This window comes from Microbispora bryophytorum (assembly GCF_043197435.1).
GTDB classification, from domain to species: domain Bacteria; phylum Actinomycetota; class Actinomycetes; order Streptosporangiales; family Streptosporangiaceae; genus Microbispora; species Microbispora bryophytorum.
Genome location: NZ_JBICTF010000013.1, coordinates 28,607 through 44,974 on the forward strand (window position 1 = coordinate 28,607; position 16,368 = coordinate 44,974).

Consider the following 16,368-nt stretch of genomic DNA (forward strand, 5'->3'; position numbering starts at 1 on the left):
TGCGTCCGGCCGGTCGATCACGGCCCCTGACACCGATCCTCGTTCACGACGTCGTCACGGGCAGGAGGAGCTGCGGTGGCCGGTCGCCGTGCTTGATCGCCTGCGCCAGGCCGGCGACGTCGACGACATCTCCGTCCGGCCCATAGCGGAACGGTGCGGCGGCGAAACTCGATGGCCGGGACGAGCCGGTCTGTGGCACGGTGTGGGCGTGTCCGAGCAGATCGTGTTACCGCGCAGTGTGGACGAGGCGGTCGCCGCGGAGCGGGACGGCCGCGCCCTCCGCTACCTGTACTTCTGGGGCCACCGGCCGGCCCGCGACGGCGGGGTCGGCCCCGGCTGCCTGTCGCAGTGGTGGCCGGCCGCCTTCACGGAGGACGGCCACACCTTCGCCTCGGCGGAGCATTACATGATGGCGCACAAGGCCTGGCTGTTCGGCGACGCGCCAACCGCCGAACGCGTCCTCACAGCCGGTCACCCGAACGAGGCCAAGAAGCTCGGCCGGGCGGTACGCGACTTCGACGAGCAGGTCTGGGCCGCGCATCGGTTCGGCGTCGTGGTCCGCGGCAGCATCGCCAAGTTCGGCCAGAACCCCGAGCTGTCGCGCTTCCTGCTCGCGACCGCCGGCCGGGTGCTGGTCGAGGCCAGCCCACTCGACCGGGTCTGGGGCATCGGCCTGACCGCCGACGACGAACGCGCCGCCTCCCCCTCGTCCTGGCAGGGCCTCAACCTGCTCGGCTTCGCCCTGATGGCGGCCCGCGACGCCCTGGAGACCGGCTCGTGAGCGCCGGCGCCCACGCTGCCCGGCCCAGCCGCGGGGGACGGTCCGCCCCCGGCACGCCGCCCCTGATCCGCCGCGCCGGGATCGGTGACGCCGAAGGCGTCGCCGAGGTGTTCCTCGCCGCCCGGGCCGGGATGACGTACCTGCCCCGGCTGCACGGCGACGAGGAGACCCGGGCGTGGATCGCCGGCGTCGTGCTCCCCTCGTCGCAGGTGTGGGTCGCCGAGCTTCGGGGCCGGATCGTGGGATTCGCCGCCCTGCGCGGACAGTGGCTGGACCACCTCTACCTCGCGCCCGCCGCGCAGAACGGCGGCGTCGGGAGCGCGCTGCTCGACCACGTCAAGAAGGCGCGCCCCCGCGGGCTCGACCTGCGTGTGTTCCAGCGGAACACCGGCGCCCGGCGTTTCTACGAGCGGCACGGCTTCACCCTCGTCGCCGAGGACGACGGCAGCGGCAACGAGGAGAACCTGCCCGACGCCCACTACCGCCTGCGGCCCTGACCGCCCGCTCACCTCCGGACTAGACGAACCGCCACAGGTGGTCGTTCGCTCCGTTGTCGTCGGCGAGCACGATCTGGGCGCCCTGGGCGGTGGAGCCGCCGCTGACGCCGAGGACCCGGCCGCCGTTGGCGCACTGGATGCGGAAGTATCCGTTGGATCCGTACCGCAGCCGCCACCGGTGGTCGCTCGTGCCGTTGTCGGCCCACTGAAGCACCCGGGCGCCGGCGGCCGTGCTCGCGTTCTCCACGCCGAGCACCTTTCCGCTGTTGGAGTTGCGCAGGCGCAGGTAGCCGCCGGAGTCCACGACGGCGGTCCACAGGTGGTCGGCCGTGCCGCTGTCGCCCCACTGGATCACCAGGCCGCCGTCGGCCGTGGACATGTTCTGCACGCCCAGCACCATCCCGCTGGCCAGGTTCTGGATGCGCCGGGCCCCGTTGGGCACGAACCGCCACTGGTTGTCCGCGCCGCCGTTGTCGGAGTCCTGCACGGCCTGGGTTCCGTTGGCGGTCGAGCCGCCCTGGATGGCGAGCAGCTTGCCGCTGTTGACGTTGCGGATCTTGTGGGAGCCGTCGCCGGCGTCGATGACGGTCCAGCGGTGGTCGGCGGTGCCGTTGTCGGTCCACTGCAGCACGCGGGCGTTGTCGGTGGCCGACATGTTCTCCACCCCGAGAACCTTGCCGCTGTTGACGTTGCGCAGCCGTACGGCGGTGCCGTCGACGACCATTTCCCAGTCGTGGTCGGCGGTGCCGCTGTCGGTCCACTGCAGCGCGAGACCGCCGTCGGCGGTGGACATGTTCTGGATGCCCAGGACGAGGCCGCTGGCCGCGTTGACCAGCCGGTAGCTCGCGTTCCCGCCGCCTCCTCCCCCGCCACTGGTGTTCCAGTAGACGGTGTAGTTGTGCCCGTGCGCGTCGTAGAACGGGATCAGGTTGACCGCGGAGCCGCCCGCGCTCGCGGTGAAGGTGAGCGCCGTGGTGCCGGTCCGGGTGATCGAGGAGGTGTTCAGGGCGGGCAGCGCCGACAGCGCGGTGTTGCCGTAGTTTCCGGACAGGACGACCGGACCGTACGTGATCGCGGCGACGTTGGGGTTGTCGTTGGCGGCCTTCATGACCACCCGCATCGGCAGGCTGACGGTGACGGTGTCGCCGGAGGTCCAGGTGCGGGTGAGGGTCGCGTACGTGCCGGGGGTGGTGTCCACGTTCTGCTGCTGGCCGTTGACGCTGATCGTCGCCCCGGTGGCCCAGCCGGGGATGCGGACGCGCATCGACCACGACCCGCCGGTGCCGCCGGTGACCTGCAGGGTGACGGTGTCGCTCGCGGGATAGGACGTCGTCTGGGTGACCGTGATCCCCCGCTGGGTCCAGTTCAGGACCGACGGCGTGAACAGGTTCACGATCAGTGTGGTGCCGTTGTAGAAGTAGACGGAGTCCATCAGCGCCGTGTTGACCTCCACACCCGTGCCCTGGCAGCACCAGAAGGAGTTGTAGTCGGTGCTGTAGGTGCCACCGCCCCACGCCGGGCCCACGCCACGGCGGCCTCCCGGCTTGAGCGGGGTGAAGTAGGTGACGTGCCCGTGGCCGTCGGCGGGGTTCTGCGCGCCGATGACGTGGTTGAACAGCGCCTGCTCGTAGAAGTCGAAGTACGCCGCCCGGTTCGGGTCGAGCAGCCACAGCTCGCGCGTCAGCTTGAGCATGTTGTAACTGTTGCAGTGCTCGCAGGTGTCGTTGGTGAGGTAGCCGGCGATGGCGTTGGGGGCCCGGAAGTGCTCGGCCTGGCTGTTGCCGCCGATCGCGTAGGTGTGCGCGCCGACGGTGATGTTCCAGGCGTTGGCGGCGATGTCCCGATAACGGGTGGTGCCGGTCGCCTTGTACTCGCGGGCGGCGCCGATCCACTTGGGCACCTGGGTGTTGGCGTGCAGACCGTTGAGCTGGTCCTGGCCGGACGCGAGGGGGTTGAACACGGCCGCGTGGTCGAACCGCTGAGCCGCGGTCAGCCAGCGGGAGTCGCCGGTCTGCTGGTAGAGGTCGGTCAGCACCGCGTTCATGCCGCCGAACTCGGTGCCCAGCATGTTCTGCATCTGGCTGCCGCTCAGCCTGGCGGTCCGCCAGTCCACCCAGCCGGCCAGCGCCAGCAGCACGTCACGCGCCTGCGTGCTGCCGATGTACCGCCACACGTCGAGCAGCCCGGCCATCGTCTTGTGCACGCAGTAGTACGGCACGTTGCCGTTGCTCAGTGTGCGTGCTTCGAGGGCGGTGAAGTCGGACTCGGGGAAGCCGGACAGATATCCGGTGTTGAACCCGGCGGCGCCGTTGTTGGCCTGGCACTTGGCCAGCTCGGCCACCATGTGGTTCGCCTTGTCCCGGCATGTCGTGTCACCGAGCACGGCGTAGGCCTGGGCCCACGCGGTCAGGAAGTGCCCCTGCACATGGGTGCGGAACGGGAACGTCGGGGCGTCCCACCCTCCGTTCGTGGCGGCGCCGTTGGTGGACAGCCGGTGGTTGGCCCGGAAGTTGTACAGCAACCGGTCGGCGTCGACGAACCGCAGATACGACAGTGTCCGGTTCTGGTTGTCCAGCCAGCGGCCCCCCGTCAGCCGCACCTGCCCGAGCTCGAAGGCGTACGCCGACACGCCGATGTCGGCCCGGGCCGGCGCGACCGCGGCTCCGGCCGCTCCGGCGCCGGCGATCTCCCCGACGGCGGAGGCCACAACGGCGGCCCCGGCGGTCTGAAGCAGCCGGCGGCGGCTGAGGGACGAGGGCGACACGTGGCCTCCTGAACTTCTCCGTCTTGTTAGCGTTAACAGATTCAGGCACTCGCCATTCGGCGTGAATGACGTCGAACGAGGCGCGGAACACCCGCAGAACCGACGGCGGTCACCCGTCGCAGGAGCTGCGGTGGGCGGCGAGAACCGCCGCCCACCACCGCTCCGACAGGAGACCACCCGGGCTCAGTTTGGAAACCGTCCCCGAAATCTGTCAAGACTGAGTCGGAAAGTTTCGCGTGATCATCTACGGAGGAGGCTCTCCTGCCTGCGGCGATGGAAAATCCCGCCGCCGCAACGTTCCGGAAATGCCCGGCAGCGGCGCTCTCGGCTGAAACTTTCAACCGAGCGCGTGTCCCGGATCGACGACCGCGCCCGGTGAGGGCAGGCGGCACGGCATTCGGCCACGCATCCGCGCCGCAGCCCACTTGACGGGATCGGCGGGGTCGTATTTGCTCCGCCGCACACCACAATGCACCCGGCAGGAGAGCCGACGGCGAGCGATGTTATCGATAACAGGCCCCGGCCGGCTCCGAGGGCGACGGGCCGGGCCACGGCTAAGGAGTCAGATGCACAGGATTGTTCGATGGATGCTGGCGGCAGTGCTGGCCGCCGGGTCCCTGGTAGCCGTCGGCGGCATGACGTCGCCGGCCGCCGCGCTGGACAACGGGCTCGCCCGTACGCCCCAGATGGGGTGGAACGACTGGAACAGCTTCTTCTGCAACGTCAATGAGAATCTCATCAAGCAGACCGCCGATGTGATGGTCTCCAGCGGCATGGCTGCGGCGGGCTACAAGTACGTCAACATCGACGACTGCTGGTCGACCAAGAGCCGCAACTCCAGCGGGGACCTGGTGGCGGACCCGCAGAAGTTCCCGAGCGGCATGAAGGCGCTCGCCGACTACGTCCACGCCAAGGGACTGAAGCTCGGCATCTACTCCTCGGCGGGCACCACGACCTGCGCGGGCTATCCGGCCAGCCTGGGCTACGAGCGGCGCGACGCCGCCCTGTGGGCCTCCTGGGGCATCGACTACCTGAAGTACGACAACTGCGGCGACCACCAGGGCAAGAACGGGCAGCAGCGCTACACGGCGATGCGTGACGCGCTCGCCGCCACCGGACGTCCGATTCTGTTCAGCCTGTGCAACTGGGGCCAGGAGAGCGTCTGGACCTGGGGCATGCAGACCGGCAACTCCTGGCGCACCACGGGCGACATCCAGGGGAACTGGAACTCGGTCATGGGCATCCTGGACCAGCAGGTCGGGCTGGAGGCGTACTCGGGACCGGGCGGCTGGAACGACCCCGACATGCTGGAGGTCGGCAACGGCTCGCTGACCGGAACCGAGGGCAGGGCGCACTTCAGCCTCTGGGCGCTGCTGAACGCGCCTCTCATCGCGGGCAACGACATCCGCTCGATGAGCGCCGACACCCGTACGATCCTGACCAACACCGAGGTCATCGCGGTCAACCAGGACTGGGGCGGCCGGCAGGGCTCCAAGATCAGCGACAACGGCAACCTCGAAGTCTGGCGCAAGCCGATGTCGAACGGCTCGGTCGCGGTCGTGCTGCTCAACCGGGGCAGCGGCACGGCGACCGTGTCCACCACCGCCTCCGCCCTCGGCCTGGGCGCGGCGGCCTCCTACTCCGTGCGCGACCTGTGGGCGCACACGACCGGCTCCTCCTCCGGGTCGATCAGCGCGTCGGTGCCCGCGCACGGCGCCGCGATGTACGTCGTGAGCGGAGGGGGCCTGGTCACGCCGTCCCCCACGCCCACCCCCACCGGAACGAACGCGATCAAGGGAGTGCAGTCGGGCCGGTGCCTGGACGTCACCGGCGTCTCCCAGGCCAACGGCGCCCTGGCGCAGATCTGGGACTGCAACGGCCAGTCCAACCAGCAGTGGACCCCGACCTCCTCGGGTGAGCTGCGGGTCTACGGCAACAAGTGCCTCGACGTCAACGGCGCCGGCACCGCCGACGGCACCAGCGTGCTCATCTGGGACTGCAACGGGCAGAACAACCAGAAGTGGCGGTTCAACTCCGACGGCAGCATCACCGCCGTGGGCGCGAACAAGTGCCTGGACGCCTACAACAACGGCACCGCCAACGGCACCAAGGTCATCATCTGGACCTGCAACGGCCAGTCCAACCAGCGCTGGACCCGCGCCTGACCGACCGGCACCGGTGCCGGAGGCGGCCACCGCCGCCCCCGGCACCGGGCACCCGGCGATAACCCGACGGCTCTTCGAGAACCCGGCGCCTCTTCGCACGCGTCCGTCTGTCCGTCGCGATCCGCGTACGGCGGGGAGGAGGAGATCGGAGGAACCCGTGACACCGTTCCTCCCCCCGATGCCGACAAATGGCGGCGCCTCGGCAGAGGCACGTCCGATGCGCACACGATCCCACTCCTTTACACTGCTAGAGATCCGATGTATGCGGCCTCGTTCGCGAGGAGACAGTGGAGGAGGCTCCGTGGCGGTCACGGACGCGGCGATCGACAGGATCAAGCAGATGATCACGTCGGGCGAGCTCGCTCCGGGTGACCGGCTGCCGAAGGAGGCCGATCTGGCCGAACGGCTCGGTCTGTCCCGCAACTCCCTGCGGGAGGCCGTCCGCGCCCTCGCTCTGATCAACGTGCTCGACGTGCGGCAGGGCGACGGCACCTACGTCACCAGCCTGCAGCCCCACCTGCTTCTGGAGGCGATGTCGTTCGTCGTGGACTTCCACCGCGACGACACCGTGCTGCAGTTTCTGGAGGTGCGGCGGGTCCTGGAGCCCGCCGCCACCGCGATGGCGGCGATGAACATGTCCGACGAGGACGTCAAGGAGCTCCGCGCGATCCTCGACGCACTGCCCGACGAGCCCACCGTGGAGGAGATGGTCACCAACGACCTGCGGTTCCACCGGCACATCGCGGCGGGGTCGGGCAATCCGGTGCTGTGCTCGCTGATCGACAGCCTCTCGGGGCCGACGACGCGGGCCCGCGTGTGGCGCGGCCTCACCCAGGAGGGAGCGCTCGACGACACCCGGGAGCAGCACGTGATGATCTCCGACGCGATCGCGGCCCGGAGGCCGGATGTGGCCAGAGCCTGGGCCACGGTCCACGTGGCAGGGGTCGAGGAGTGGCTCCGCCGCACGCTGTGAACCGGCGCGGGCCCCGGTGCCGCCGCTCCGGCAGACGGCGTGGTCGGGAAATCCGCGTCGTCGGGAAACCCAGCGTCGTCGGGAAACGCAGCGTCGTCGGGAAACGCAGCGTCGTCGGGAAACGCAGCGTCGTCGGGAAACGCAGCGTCGTCGGGAAACGCAGCGTCGTCGTGAAACTTCCATGCGCACATAAGGGGATGTGGCTGCTCAACGCGTGCCCACGGTGCTCCGGCGAACCGCGTTCTTGTTCCCGTCCGGGGTCTTGGCCAGCGTGATGGCCTGGCCGCGCGGCGGATGCTCCCCTCGCATCCCGCGGCCACCACAGGACTCGGAAGGAGACCCGTGCGAACGCGAACGCTCCCGATCGCCCTCACCGCGGCGATCGCCCTGTCGATCGGCGCGGCCGGTCAGCTGCCCGCCCTCGCGGCCGCCGACGGCCCCGCGCTGACGGTGGACACCACCACCGGGCGGCACCCCATCAGTCCGTACATCTACGGCATGAACTTCGCGGACGAGGCGCTGGCCAAGGAGCTGCGTCTTCCGGTGCGCCGGTGGGGCGGCAACGCGACGACCCGCTACAACTACCTGTACGACACCAGCAACCGCGCCTCCGACTGGTTCTTCGAGAACATCGCCGAGGACAACTCGGACCCATCGAAACTGCCGGACGGCTCCACCACCGACCGGTTCGTCGAGCAGGACCGGCGCACCGGCACCGACACCATCCTCACCGTCCCGCTGATCGGCTGGGTCCCCAAGGGCCGCGACGCCTCCTGCGGCTTCTCCGTCACCGCGTACGGCACGCAGCAGCAGACCGACCAGTGGCGTCCCGACTGCGGCAACGGTGTGAAGCCCGACGGCACGAAGATCACCGGCAACGACCCCCACGACACGAGCGTCGAGGCCGGCGCGGCCTACGTGAAGGACTGGATCGGCCACCTCACCGGGAAGTACGGCACGGCCTCCGGCGGCGGCGTGAAGTTCTACAACCTCGACAACGAGCCCGACATCTGGCACAGCACGCACCGCGACGTCCACCCCGAGGGCGCGAGCTCGGTCGAGCTGCGCGACAAGGCCTACCTCATCGGTGCCGCCGTCAAGGCCGCCGACCCCGGCGCGAAGACGCTCGGCCCGGTCGGCTGGGGCTGGTCCTCCTGGGACTACTCCGGTCTCGACCAGGAGACCTGCGGCCGCACCAACTGCTGGTCGAACCCTCCGGACAAGGAGGTCCGCGGCGGCCTTCCGTTCACCACCTGGTACCTGCGGCAGATGAAGAACTACGAGGACGAGCACGGCCTGCGCGTCCTCGACTACTTCGACGAGCACTTCTACCCGCAGGCGTCCGGCATCGCCTTCGGCGCCGGCGGCAACCCGACCACCGACGCCCTGCGGCTGCGCTCCACCCGGGCGCTGTGGGACCCGTCGTACACGGACGAGAGCTGGATCAACACGCAGATCCGGCTCATCCCGCGGATGAAGGAGCTGGTGGCCGCCGAGTATCCCGGCACCAGGACCGCGATCACCGAGTACAACTGGGGCGCCCTCGACCACATCAACGGAGCCCTGGCCCAGGCCGACATCCTCGGCATCTTCGGCCGTGAGGGCCTCGACCTCGCCACCCTGTGGAGCCCGCCCACGGCCTCGCAGCCCGGCGCGTACGCCTTCCGGATGTACCTGAACTACGACGGCGAGGGCGGCCGGTTCGGTGAGACGGCGGTCGGCGCGACCAGCGCCGACCAGGGCAAGCTGGCGGTGTACGCCGCCGAGCGGGCCTCCGACGATGCGCTCACGCTCGTCGTGGTGAACAAGACCGGCGACGACCTGACCAGCGAGGTCGCCGTCAAGGGACGCGACGGCGGCGCGAGTGCCCAGGTCTATCGGTACGGCGCGGCCGACACGTCGGCCATCGTTCGCGACGCCGACGTGCAGGTCGGGGCCGGCGGCTTCACCGGCACGTTCCCGGCCAACTCGATCAGTACCGTCGTGATCCCCGCCGGCGCCGGCCCCTCTCCGTCGCCCTCCCCGTCCCCGTCGGCGTCTCCCTCCCCGTCGCCCTCCCCCTCTCCGTCCCCGTCCCCCTCCCCGTCGCCGTCGCCGTCGCCGTCGCCGAGCCCCAGCCCGTCGCCCTCGCCCAGCCCCTCGCCGAGTTCCTCGCCGAGTTCCTCGCCGACGCCTGCCGGCTCCTGCACGGTGACGTACACGGTCACCAACCAGTGGCCCGGCGGCTTCCAGGCCGGGGTCCGGATCGTCAACCGGGGGGCCACGGCCGTGAAGGGCTGGCGGCTCGGCTGGACGTACGGCACCGGGCAGGCCGTGACCCAGCTGTGGGACGGCTCCTACACCCAGAGCGGATCGAAGGTGACAGTCACCAACGCCGCCTACAACGCCACGATCGCGGCGAACGGCGGCAGCGTGACCTTCGGCTTCCTCGGCCGCTGGGACAACGGCGCCAACCCCGCGCCCAAGCAGTTCACGCTCAACGGATCGCCCTGCGCGACGGGCTGACCCGCTGATCCCGGTGCCTGCCTTCCCCGGCAGGCACCGGGATCAGTCCACCATCGCGCCCTTGTCGCGTCCGCACGCGCTGAAGCCGTCGTGCCGGCCGCATGCCTTGACGAGGGTGTAGTCCCGCCAGACGGCCATCGGAGTGGAGACCGCCTGGCCGTCGCCGCTCACCGGGAAGGGACCGCACCGATGCCACGGGCCGCCACCCGGCGGCCAGACGTCGAGCCAAACGGCGTCGTCCGGCCGGGTGCGGCCGGTGAGCGTCGCCCAGTAGTGCCACTCTCCACGCGGGCCCGCGTCCCCGCGCCACAGCGTGACGTCCACCGCGGCGCCCCACTTGTCGCTCGTCAGCGAGTACACCGGCCTGGCGTTCTTCACGGTCTGGGGGTTCGGCCGCGACCAGCCGCGGCAGTCGATCGGCCGATCACCACCGGGTCCGGCGGACGCCGCGCAGGACGAAGAGGGGAAGGCCAGGACCACGGCCGCGGCGACGATCACAGAGGCGGCCCTGCCATGCCTGGTTCGAACCACCCTGGACCCTCCCCGCATGCCGCTGCCACCACCCGGACGAGTATCGATGACACTGTGTGTCCATGCAATCGCCGTACGTGAACGAGTGGCCGGCGCCGGCCGGGGTGATCGTGCCGCCGGAGGGACCAGCACCGCAAAAAGCACGCATTGACCGCCATTTGACAAAAAGTTACATTCATCGGCAGATCGGGGGTCCGGGCGCTCGGAAGGAGACCCTCCTCATGGTGCGACGATTCCTGATCACCGCGGCGGCGGCCGTGCTCGTCCTCGTCTGCGGGGTTCCGCCCGCCGCTCACGCCGTGGACGGGACCAGGACGCCGGGATCGCCCTCCTACACGGTCACCTTGACCAGCAACGCCTCGGGCAGCACGTGGACGGGGCATGAGAGTGTCACCTTCGCCAACGCGTCGGCGGACCCCCTCACGGAGGTCTACCTCCGCCTGTGGGACAACTATCATGGCACGTGCCCGTCCACACCGGTCACCGTGACCAACGTGACCGGGGGCACGCCGTCCCCGCTGTCGGTCTCCTGCACCGCTTTGAAGATCACCCTGCCCGCGCCGCTCGCCCAGAACCAGAGCGCCTCGATCGGGTTCGACCTCAGCATCGTCGTGCCCAGCGGCGCCGACCGGTTCGGGCGGGACGGGTCCTACACCTTCGTCGGCAACGCGCTGCCGGTCCTGGCGGTCCGCGACGCGAGCGGCTGGCACCTCGATCCGTACAGCAACAACGGCGAGTCCTTCTACACGCTGATCAGCGACTACTCGGTGACGCTCGACCACCCGACGTCGCTGCTGGTGCCGGCGACCGGCACCTCCGTCGACACGCCGGGAACGTCCGGCCGCACGATCACCAAGGCGACCGCGAAGAACGTGCGCGAGTTCGCCTGGGCGGCCGGCCCGTTCGTGAAGACCACGAGCACCACCACGACGGGCGTGGTCGTGAACGTCTACCGGGTGAGCTCGATCAGCTCCGGCAGCGCGAGCTCGATGATGACCACCGCGAAGAACGCGCTCGTCGCCCACGCGGGGCGGTTCGGCTCCTACCCGTACGGCGAGGCGGACGTGGTGCTGGACAACAACTTCTGGTTCGGCGGCATGGAGTATCCGGGCTTCGTGCTCGACGTGGTCAGCTCCACCGCGCTCGCCCACGAACTGGCCCACCAGTGGTGGTACGGCATCGTCGGCGACGACGAGTACACCAGCCCGTGGCTGGACGAGTCGTTCACCGACTACGCCACCGACCTCTACAACGGCGTTTCGGGCACCAACTGCTGGAACAGCGTCTCCTGGCGGTCGTCGGCGGAGAAGATCAGCAACTCGATGGCCTACTGGGACGCCCATTCGAGCCGGTACGGCACCGTCGTCTACACCTACGGCAAGTGCGCGCTGCACGACCTGCGGCGCGCGATCGGCACGACGGCGATGCAGAACCTGCTGAAGAACTACGCCACCGCCCACTGGTACGGAGTCTCGACCACCGCGGACTTCAAGGCCGCCGCCCAGGCCGCCACCTCCGTCGACCTGTCGTCGTTCTGGACGACCCACCGCATCGACGGCTGAGCGCACCCGGCGTCCCGCTCCCGGCCCGGCCGGGAGCGGCGAGCGCGGCCAGGTCCACACACATACGCGTGCGCCGGTGGCCGTCGGCGGATGAGCAGGTGCGCCGTCACGAGGACGCCTTTCCTGCCGCGCGGGCGTGCTCCGCCACCTATCCTGGCGGCATGAAGATCGGCACGCTGATCGCCGCCGCCCTGCTGGCGGTCGTCCTCCCGGGATGCTCGTCCGAGGGCGCGGCGCCCGCGGACGCTCTGAAGGTGAGCAGCCCGGCCTTCGCCGAGGGCGCCGCGATCCCCGGGAAACACGTGTGCGCCGGGCAGGGAGGCCAGGACGTCTCGCCTCCGCTGGCCTGGAGCGGCGTCCCCGAATCCGCTCAGGAGCTGGCGATCGTGGTGGACGACCCGGATGCCGCCGGCGGCACGTACATCCACTGGATCGCGACCGGCATCCCCGCCACCGAGAAGAGCGTGCCCGATGGCGGGTCCCCGGGGAAGGTCCTGCCGGGCAGCAACGGCACGGCAGGCTACGCCGGCCCCTGCCCGCCGAGCGGCGTGCATCACTACCACTTCATCGTCTACGCGCTGCGCGGCCCGATCACGCCGGACGGCGACGCGACGGCGCTGCACCAGCGGATCAAGGACGCGGCGATCGCCTCGGGCGAGACCGTCGGCACCTGGGGCGGCTGACCGGCGACCCGCACGCCGAGGGGGTCAGAGTTCGAGGACGAGGCGGGGCGAGCGGGCCCGCGACACGCAGATGAACATGACGTCCCCGGCCTCGCGCTCCTCCTCCGTGAGCAGGTCGTCGCGGTGGTCGGGGACGCCCCCGAGCACCGCCGTCTCGCAGGTGCCGCAGGTGCCCTCGCGGCAGGACGACAGCACCGCGACCCCCGCCTCCTCGACCACCTCCAGGATCGAGCGGCCCTCCGGCACCGTCAGCGTCGTGCCGGTCAGGGCCAGCTCCACCTCGAAGGCGCCCTCCGCCGGACCGGCCGCCGTGCCCTCCGCCGTGCCCTCCGCCGTGCCGGCGCCGCTCCTGGCCGACGGCACGAAGCGTTCGACCCGCAGCGCTCCCTTCGGCCAGGAGGCGCACCGCTCCTGCGCCGCCGCCAGCAGCGGCTCGGGTCCGCAGCAGTAGACGAGGGTGTCCGCACGCGGGACGCCGAGCAGCGCGTCCAGGTCGAGCAGACCCGTCTCGTCCTGCGGGCACAGTTCCACCCGGCCCGGGTGCTGCCGCACGAGCCGCTCGGCGAACGCCATCGAGGCGCGGGTGCGCCCGCCGTACACCAGCCGCCAGTCGCACCCGCGCCGCGCCGCCTCCTCGATCATCGGCAGGATCGGCGTCACGCCGATGCCGCCGGCGACGAACAGGTAGCGGGGTGACTCGGCGAGGCCGAAGCGGTTGCGGGGACCGCGCACCCGGATCGTGTCGCCCTCGGCGAGCCGGTCGTGCACGTACGCCGAGCCGCCTCGCCCGCCGGGCTCCCGCAGCACCGCCACCTGGAAGACCGAGGGATCGCCGGGGTCGCCGCACAGCGAGTACTGCCTGACCAGTCCCGGGCCGAGCAGCAGGTCGACGTGTGCGCCCGGCGTCCAGACGGGCAGCGGGCCGCCGTCGGGGCGGACGAGACGCAGCAGGACGACGCCCTCGGCGACGGGCGCCTTGCCCGCCACCTTCACGTCGAGCTCCGGTTCCGTGGCGGGCATGGTCGCCGAGGCTTCCTTTCTGGAGCAGGTCGCGTCAGATCTGGAGCAGGTCGCGTCAGACGAGCGCGGCGGCCGGGGCCGGGGAGTCCTGCTCCGCCGCGGGGCCGGGCAGGTGGCCCTCCGGGTGGCCGAGCAACCAGTCCCACAGGACCACCGGGTCCTCGAACTCGCGCTCCGCCCCGCAGAAGCAGGAGGCGTGCAGCCGGTCCGTCCCCGGCAGCCAGCGGATGCGGTAGACGGTGCGGCCGGCCCGCGCGCCGGAGTCCCGCGCGTTCATCGAACGGCGGTCTGCGCGGGCGCGGAGCCGGCCATCCGGGCGAGGAGGCGGCGAGCGGCCAGCCCGCCGGTGTCGATGTTCACCGACAACTCCTGGTATCGGTCCGGCTCCGCGGCGATGACCTGCTCCAGCGTGTTGAGCGCGGTCACGTCCTGCAGGACGACGGTGCGGTTGCTGTCCCGCAGGAAGTCGGAGACCTTCTCGTCGTCGAGCGCGAAGTCGCGCGCCACCGCCCAGAAGTCGTAGGTGGAGTTCTCCGTCGACGGGGTGATCGCGTACACGACCTCGACGTGGAAGGCGTGCGAGTCCGTGCCGTCGTCGGCGGGCGGGGGCGACCCGACCGGAGCGATGCGGCTGTGCAGCAGATACAGGCACGGCGGGTGATACTCGATGTCCTGCCAGCGGGTGATCCGGCCCTTGATGCCGGTCGACTCGGCGTAGAACGGCGGGCAGGCCGCGTCGTCCATGTGGCGGCTGACGTAGACGACGCCCGCGTCCTCGTCGACCTCCGTCGTGATCGGGGTCTCGGCCACCTCCGGGGTGCCGATGTACCCGCCGTGCAGGTACGTCTCGTGGGAAAGGTCGAGGAGGTTGTCCACGAGCAGGCCGTACCGCGCGTTCAGCGGCTCCATCCCGCACACCGTGGCGTAGTCGGGCGAGACCAGCCAGGGAGCGCGCGGCGGCAGCACGTCGCCCGGCTCGCGGTCGCCGATCCACACCCAGACGAACGAGTCCTGCTCCACCACGGGGAAGGTGCGCAGCCGCGCGGTGCGCGGGATGCGCTGCTGGGCGGGCACGGCGACGCAGACGCCGTCCGGGCCGTAGGTGAAGCCGTGGTATCCGCAGACCACGCGGTCGCCGACCAGGTGACTGGGCGACTCCGACAGGGGGAACCGGCGGTGCACGCAGCGGTCGGCCATCGCCACCGCCCGCCCGTCCTCGGTGCGGTAGAGCAGGATCGGCTCGTTCAGGATGGTGCGGCCGAGCTGACGCCGGCCCACCTCGTGGCCGTATGCGGCCACGTACCACTGGTTGCGCGCGAATTCGGTGACGATCACGAGTCACTCCTCGGAGCCGGCGGTAGGGGCCGCCTGCGCAGGTCGGGTTTGTGGATCTTACCGGAACCGGTCTTCGGCAGCGCGTCGACGATGTCGACGTAGGCCGGGATCTTGTACTTCGCGAGCCGGGGACGGAGGAAGTCGCGCAGCGCGCCGGGGGTGACGTCCGCACCGTCGCGCGGCACGACGAAGGCGCGGCCGACCTCGCCCCACGTGTCGTCGGGCACCCCGACCACGGCGGCCTCCGCCACGGCCGGGTGCTCGAAGAGCACGCCCTCGACCTCCGCCGGGTAGACGTTCTCCCCACCGGAGATGTACATGTCCTTCACCCGGTCGACGATGTGGAGGTGGCCCTCGTCGTCCAGGGTGGCGAGGTCGCCGGAGTGGAACCAGCCGCCCTCGGCCAGCGCGGCGGCGGTCGCCTCCGGGTCGCGCCAGTAGCCGGGGGTGACGTTGGGCCCCTGCACGAGCACCTCGCCCGGCTCGCCGGGCGCCACGGGGGTGAGGTCGGGCCGGACCACGCGCACGTTGGCGAAGAACACCGGCACGCCGGCGGAGCCGACCTTGCGCACGCTCTCGCCCGCCTCCAGGAAGGTCGCGCCCGGCGAGGTCTCGGTCATCCCGTAGCCCTGGCAGAACACCAGGCCCCGTTCCTGGTAGGCGCGGATCAACGCGACCGGGATGGCCGCTCCCCCGGACATGAGGGTGCGCAGCGAGGACAGGTCGGCGTCCGGCCACCGGGGCGAGCGCGCGAACGCGGCGAACATCGCGGTGACCCCGAACATCCAGGTGACCCGGTGCCTCTCGATGAGGTCGTAACACCGGTCGACGTCCCATGAGGGCATGATGACCGAGGTGCCGCCTTTGAGGAAGGTCGGCAGCAGGGTCTGGTTCAGCGCCGCGACGTGGAACAGCGGCGCGCTGATCAGCGTGACCTCGGTGCTCGTCACGTCCACGCCGATCATGATGTGGAAGCAGTTCCACGTGAGGTTGGCGTGGCTCAGCATGGCGCCCTTGGGCCGTCCGGTGGTGCCGGAGGTGTAGAGGATGAGGGCGACGTCGTCGAGCGTGACCGGGGTGTCGATCGGCGTGGGATCGCCCTCCGCGAGCCAGGTCTCGTAGTGCCGCTCCCCCTCAGCCGGGGACTCCAGCGCCACCACCGTGCGCGGCCCCGACCGGTGCGGCCGGTCGCGCACCGCCAACGCGCACTGCGCCGCGCATTCCGGGGCGTAGACGAGGACCGACGCGCCCGAGTGCTCAAGCATGTACGCGATCTCGGGCGCGGCCAGCCGGAAGTTCAGCGGGACGAAGATCCCGCCGAGGACGTGGGTGGCGAACATCGTCTCGGCGAAGGCGACGTGGTTGGGGCCGAGGTAGACCACCCGGTCCCCCGGCCGCACTCCCGCCTCACGCAGCCGCGACGCGAGCCTCGTCGTCCGCTCGTGGACCTCCGCGTAGCTGAGCGGCCGCTCCCCGTGGACGAACGCGGTGCGGTCCGGGCTCATCTGCGCCCGGCGCGCCGGCCAGCCTCCCAGTCCTGCGTTGCGCATCC

At 70.8% G+C, this 16,368-nt stretch carries 14 protein-coding genes; 7 read left to right on the top strand and 7 right to left on the bottom strand.

Features of this window, described 5'->3' with window-relative positions; all coding sequences use genetic code 11:
* Positions 1-43: 43 nt before the first annotated feature.
* Entirely contained in the window at positions 44-199 is a 156-nt protein-coding gene (locus tag ACGFIB_RS33070; RefSeq protein WP_393377383.1) for a hypothetical protein, read from the bottom strand.
* 3 nt (positions 200-202) lie between these two features.
* Here ACGFIB_RS33070 and ACGFIB_RS33075 point away from each other — a divergent pair, with 3 nt between their 5' ends.
* On the top strand, positions 203-781 hold the full coding sequence (locus tag ACGFIB_RS33075; RefSeq protein ID WP_142576108.1) for an NADAR family protein: 579 nt from the start codon (positions 203-205) through the stop codon (positions 779-781).
* Positions 778-1,278, top strand: a complete 501-nt coding sequence (locus ACGFIB_RS33080; RefSeq protein WP_357250478.1) for a GNAT family N-acetyltransferase — start codon at positions 778-780, stop codon at positions 1,276-1,278. Before ACGFIB_RS33075 ends, ACGFIB_RS33080 begins: the two co-directional genes overlap by 4 nt.
* A 19-nt stretch (positions 1,279-1,297) precedes the next feature.
* On the opposite strand, the gene ACGFIB_RS33085 is transcribed toward ACGFIB_RS33080, so the two are convergent.
* Positions 1,298-4,042, bottom strand: coding sequence for a beta-L-arabinofuranosidase domain-containing protein (locus ACGFIB_RS33085; RefSeq protein WP_357250481.1), 2,745 nt, complete (start codon positions 4,040-4,042; stop codon positions 1,298-1,300).
* Positions 4,043-4,608: 566 nt separating this feature from the next.
* Here ACGFIB_RS33085 and ACGFIB_RS33090 point away from each other — a divergent pair.
* From ACGFIB_RS33090 to ACGFIB_RS36725, 3 genes are all read left to right on the top strand, one after another.
* On the top strand, positions 4,609-6,207 hold the full coding sequence (locus tag ACGFIB_RS33090; RefSeq protein ID WP_357250483.1) for a lectin: 1,599 nt from the start codon (positions 4,609-4,611) through the stop codon (positions 6,205-6,207).
* Positions 6,208-6,508: 301 nt separating this feature from the next.
* Entirely contained in the window at positions 6,509-7,180 is a 672-nt protein-coding gene (locus ACGFIB_RS33095; protein WP_142576102.1) for a FadR/GntR family transcriptional regulator, read from the top strand.
* Between the two features lie 342 nt (positions 7,181-7,522).
* Positions 7,523-9,685: a glycoside hydrolase family 44 protein gene (locus ACGFIB_RS36725; RefSeq protein WP_409348777.1), complete on the top strand. Its 2,163-nt coding sequence runs from the start codon at positions 7,523-7,525 to the stop codon at positions 9,683-9,685.
* 42 nt (positions 9,686-9,727) lie between these two features.
* On the opposite strand, the gene ACGFIB_RS33115 is transcribed toward ACGFIB_RS36725, so the two are convergent.
* Positions 9,728-10,216: a hypothetical protein gene (locus tag ACGFIB_RS33115; protein ID WP_357250487.1), complete on the bottom strand. Its 489-nt coding sequence runs from the start codon at positions 10,214-10,216 to the stop codon at positions 9,728-9,730.
* A 221-nt stretch (positions 10,217-10,437) separates the two neighbouring features.
* On the opposite strand from ACGFIB_RS33115, the gene ACGFIB_RS33120 reads away from it, so the two are divergent.
* Together ACGFIB_RS33120 and ACGFIB_RS33125 are read left to right on the top strand one after the other, a co-directional pair.
* A complete protein-coding gene (locus tag ACGFIB_RS33120; protein ID WP_208762554.1) occupies positions 10,438-11,778 on the top strand; it encodes a M1 family metallopeptidase in 1,341 nt (446 codons plus the stop codon).
* A gap of 161 nt (positions 11,779-11,939) precedes the next feature.
* Complete coding sequence (locus ACGFIB_RS33125; protein ID WP_393377099.1) at positions 11,940-12,461, top strand: YbhB/YbcL family Raf kinase inhibitor-like protein; 522 nt, start codon at positions 11,940-11,942, stop codon at positions 12,459-12,461.
* Positions 12,462-12,485: 24 nt separating this feature from the next.
* Here ACGFIB_RS33125 and ACGFIB_RS33130 read toward each other — a convergent pair whose 3' ends face one another.
* Genes ACGFIB_RS33130 through ACGFIB_RS33145 form a run of 4 tightly spaced genes read right to left on the bottom strand, consistent with a single transcriptional unit; the run spans position 12,486 to position 16,366 of the window.
* Positions 12,486-13,481 carry a PDR/VanB family oxidoreductase gene (locus tag ACGFIB_RS33130; protein WP_393377101.1) on the bottom strand — a complete coding sequence of 332 codons (996 nt, stop codon included), beginning with the start codon at positions 13,479-13,481 and terminating at the stop codon, positions 12,486-12,488.
* Positions 13,482-13,536: 55 nt separating this feature from the next.
* On the bottom strand, positions 13,537-13,758 hold the full coding sequence (locus tag ACGFIB_RS33135; protein ID WP_357265152.1) for a hypothetical protein: 222 nt from the start codon (positions 13,756-13,758) through the stop codon (positions 13,537-13,539).
* Positions 13,755-14,816, bottom strand: coding sequence for an aromatic ring-hydroxylating dioxygenase subunit alpha (locus ACGFIB_RS33140; protein WP_208762493.1), 1,062 nt, complete (start codon positions 14,814-14,816; stop codon positions 13,755-13,757). Before ACGFIB_RS33140 ends, ACGFIB_RS33135 begins: the two co-directional genes overlap by 4 nt.
* Positions 14,813-16,366 (bottom strand): acyl-CoA synthetase, encoded by a 1,554-nt coding sequence (locus ACGFIB_RS33145; RefSeq protein WP_393377104.1) that lies wholly within the window; start codon positions 16,364-16,366, stop codon positions 14,813-14,815. Before ACGFIB_RS33145 ends, ACGFIB_RS33140 begins: the two co-directional genes overlap by 4 nt.
* Between the last annotated feature and the right edge of the window lie 2 nt (positions 16,367-16,368).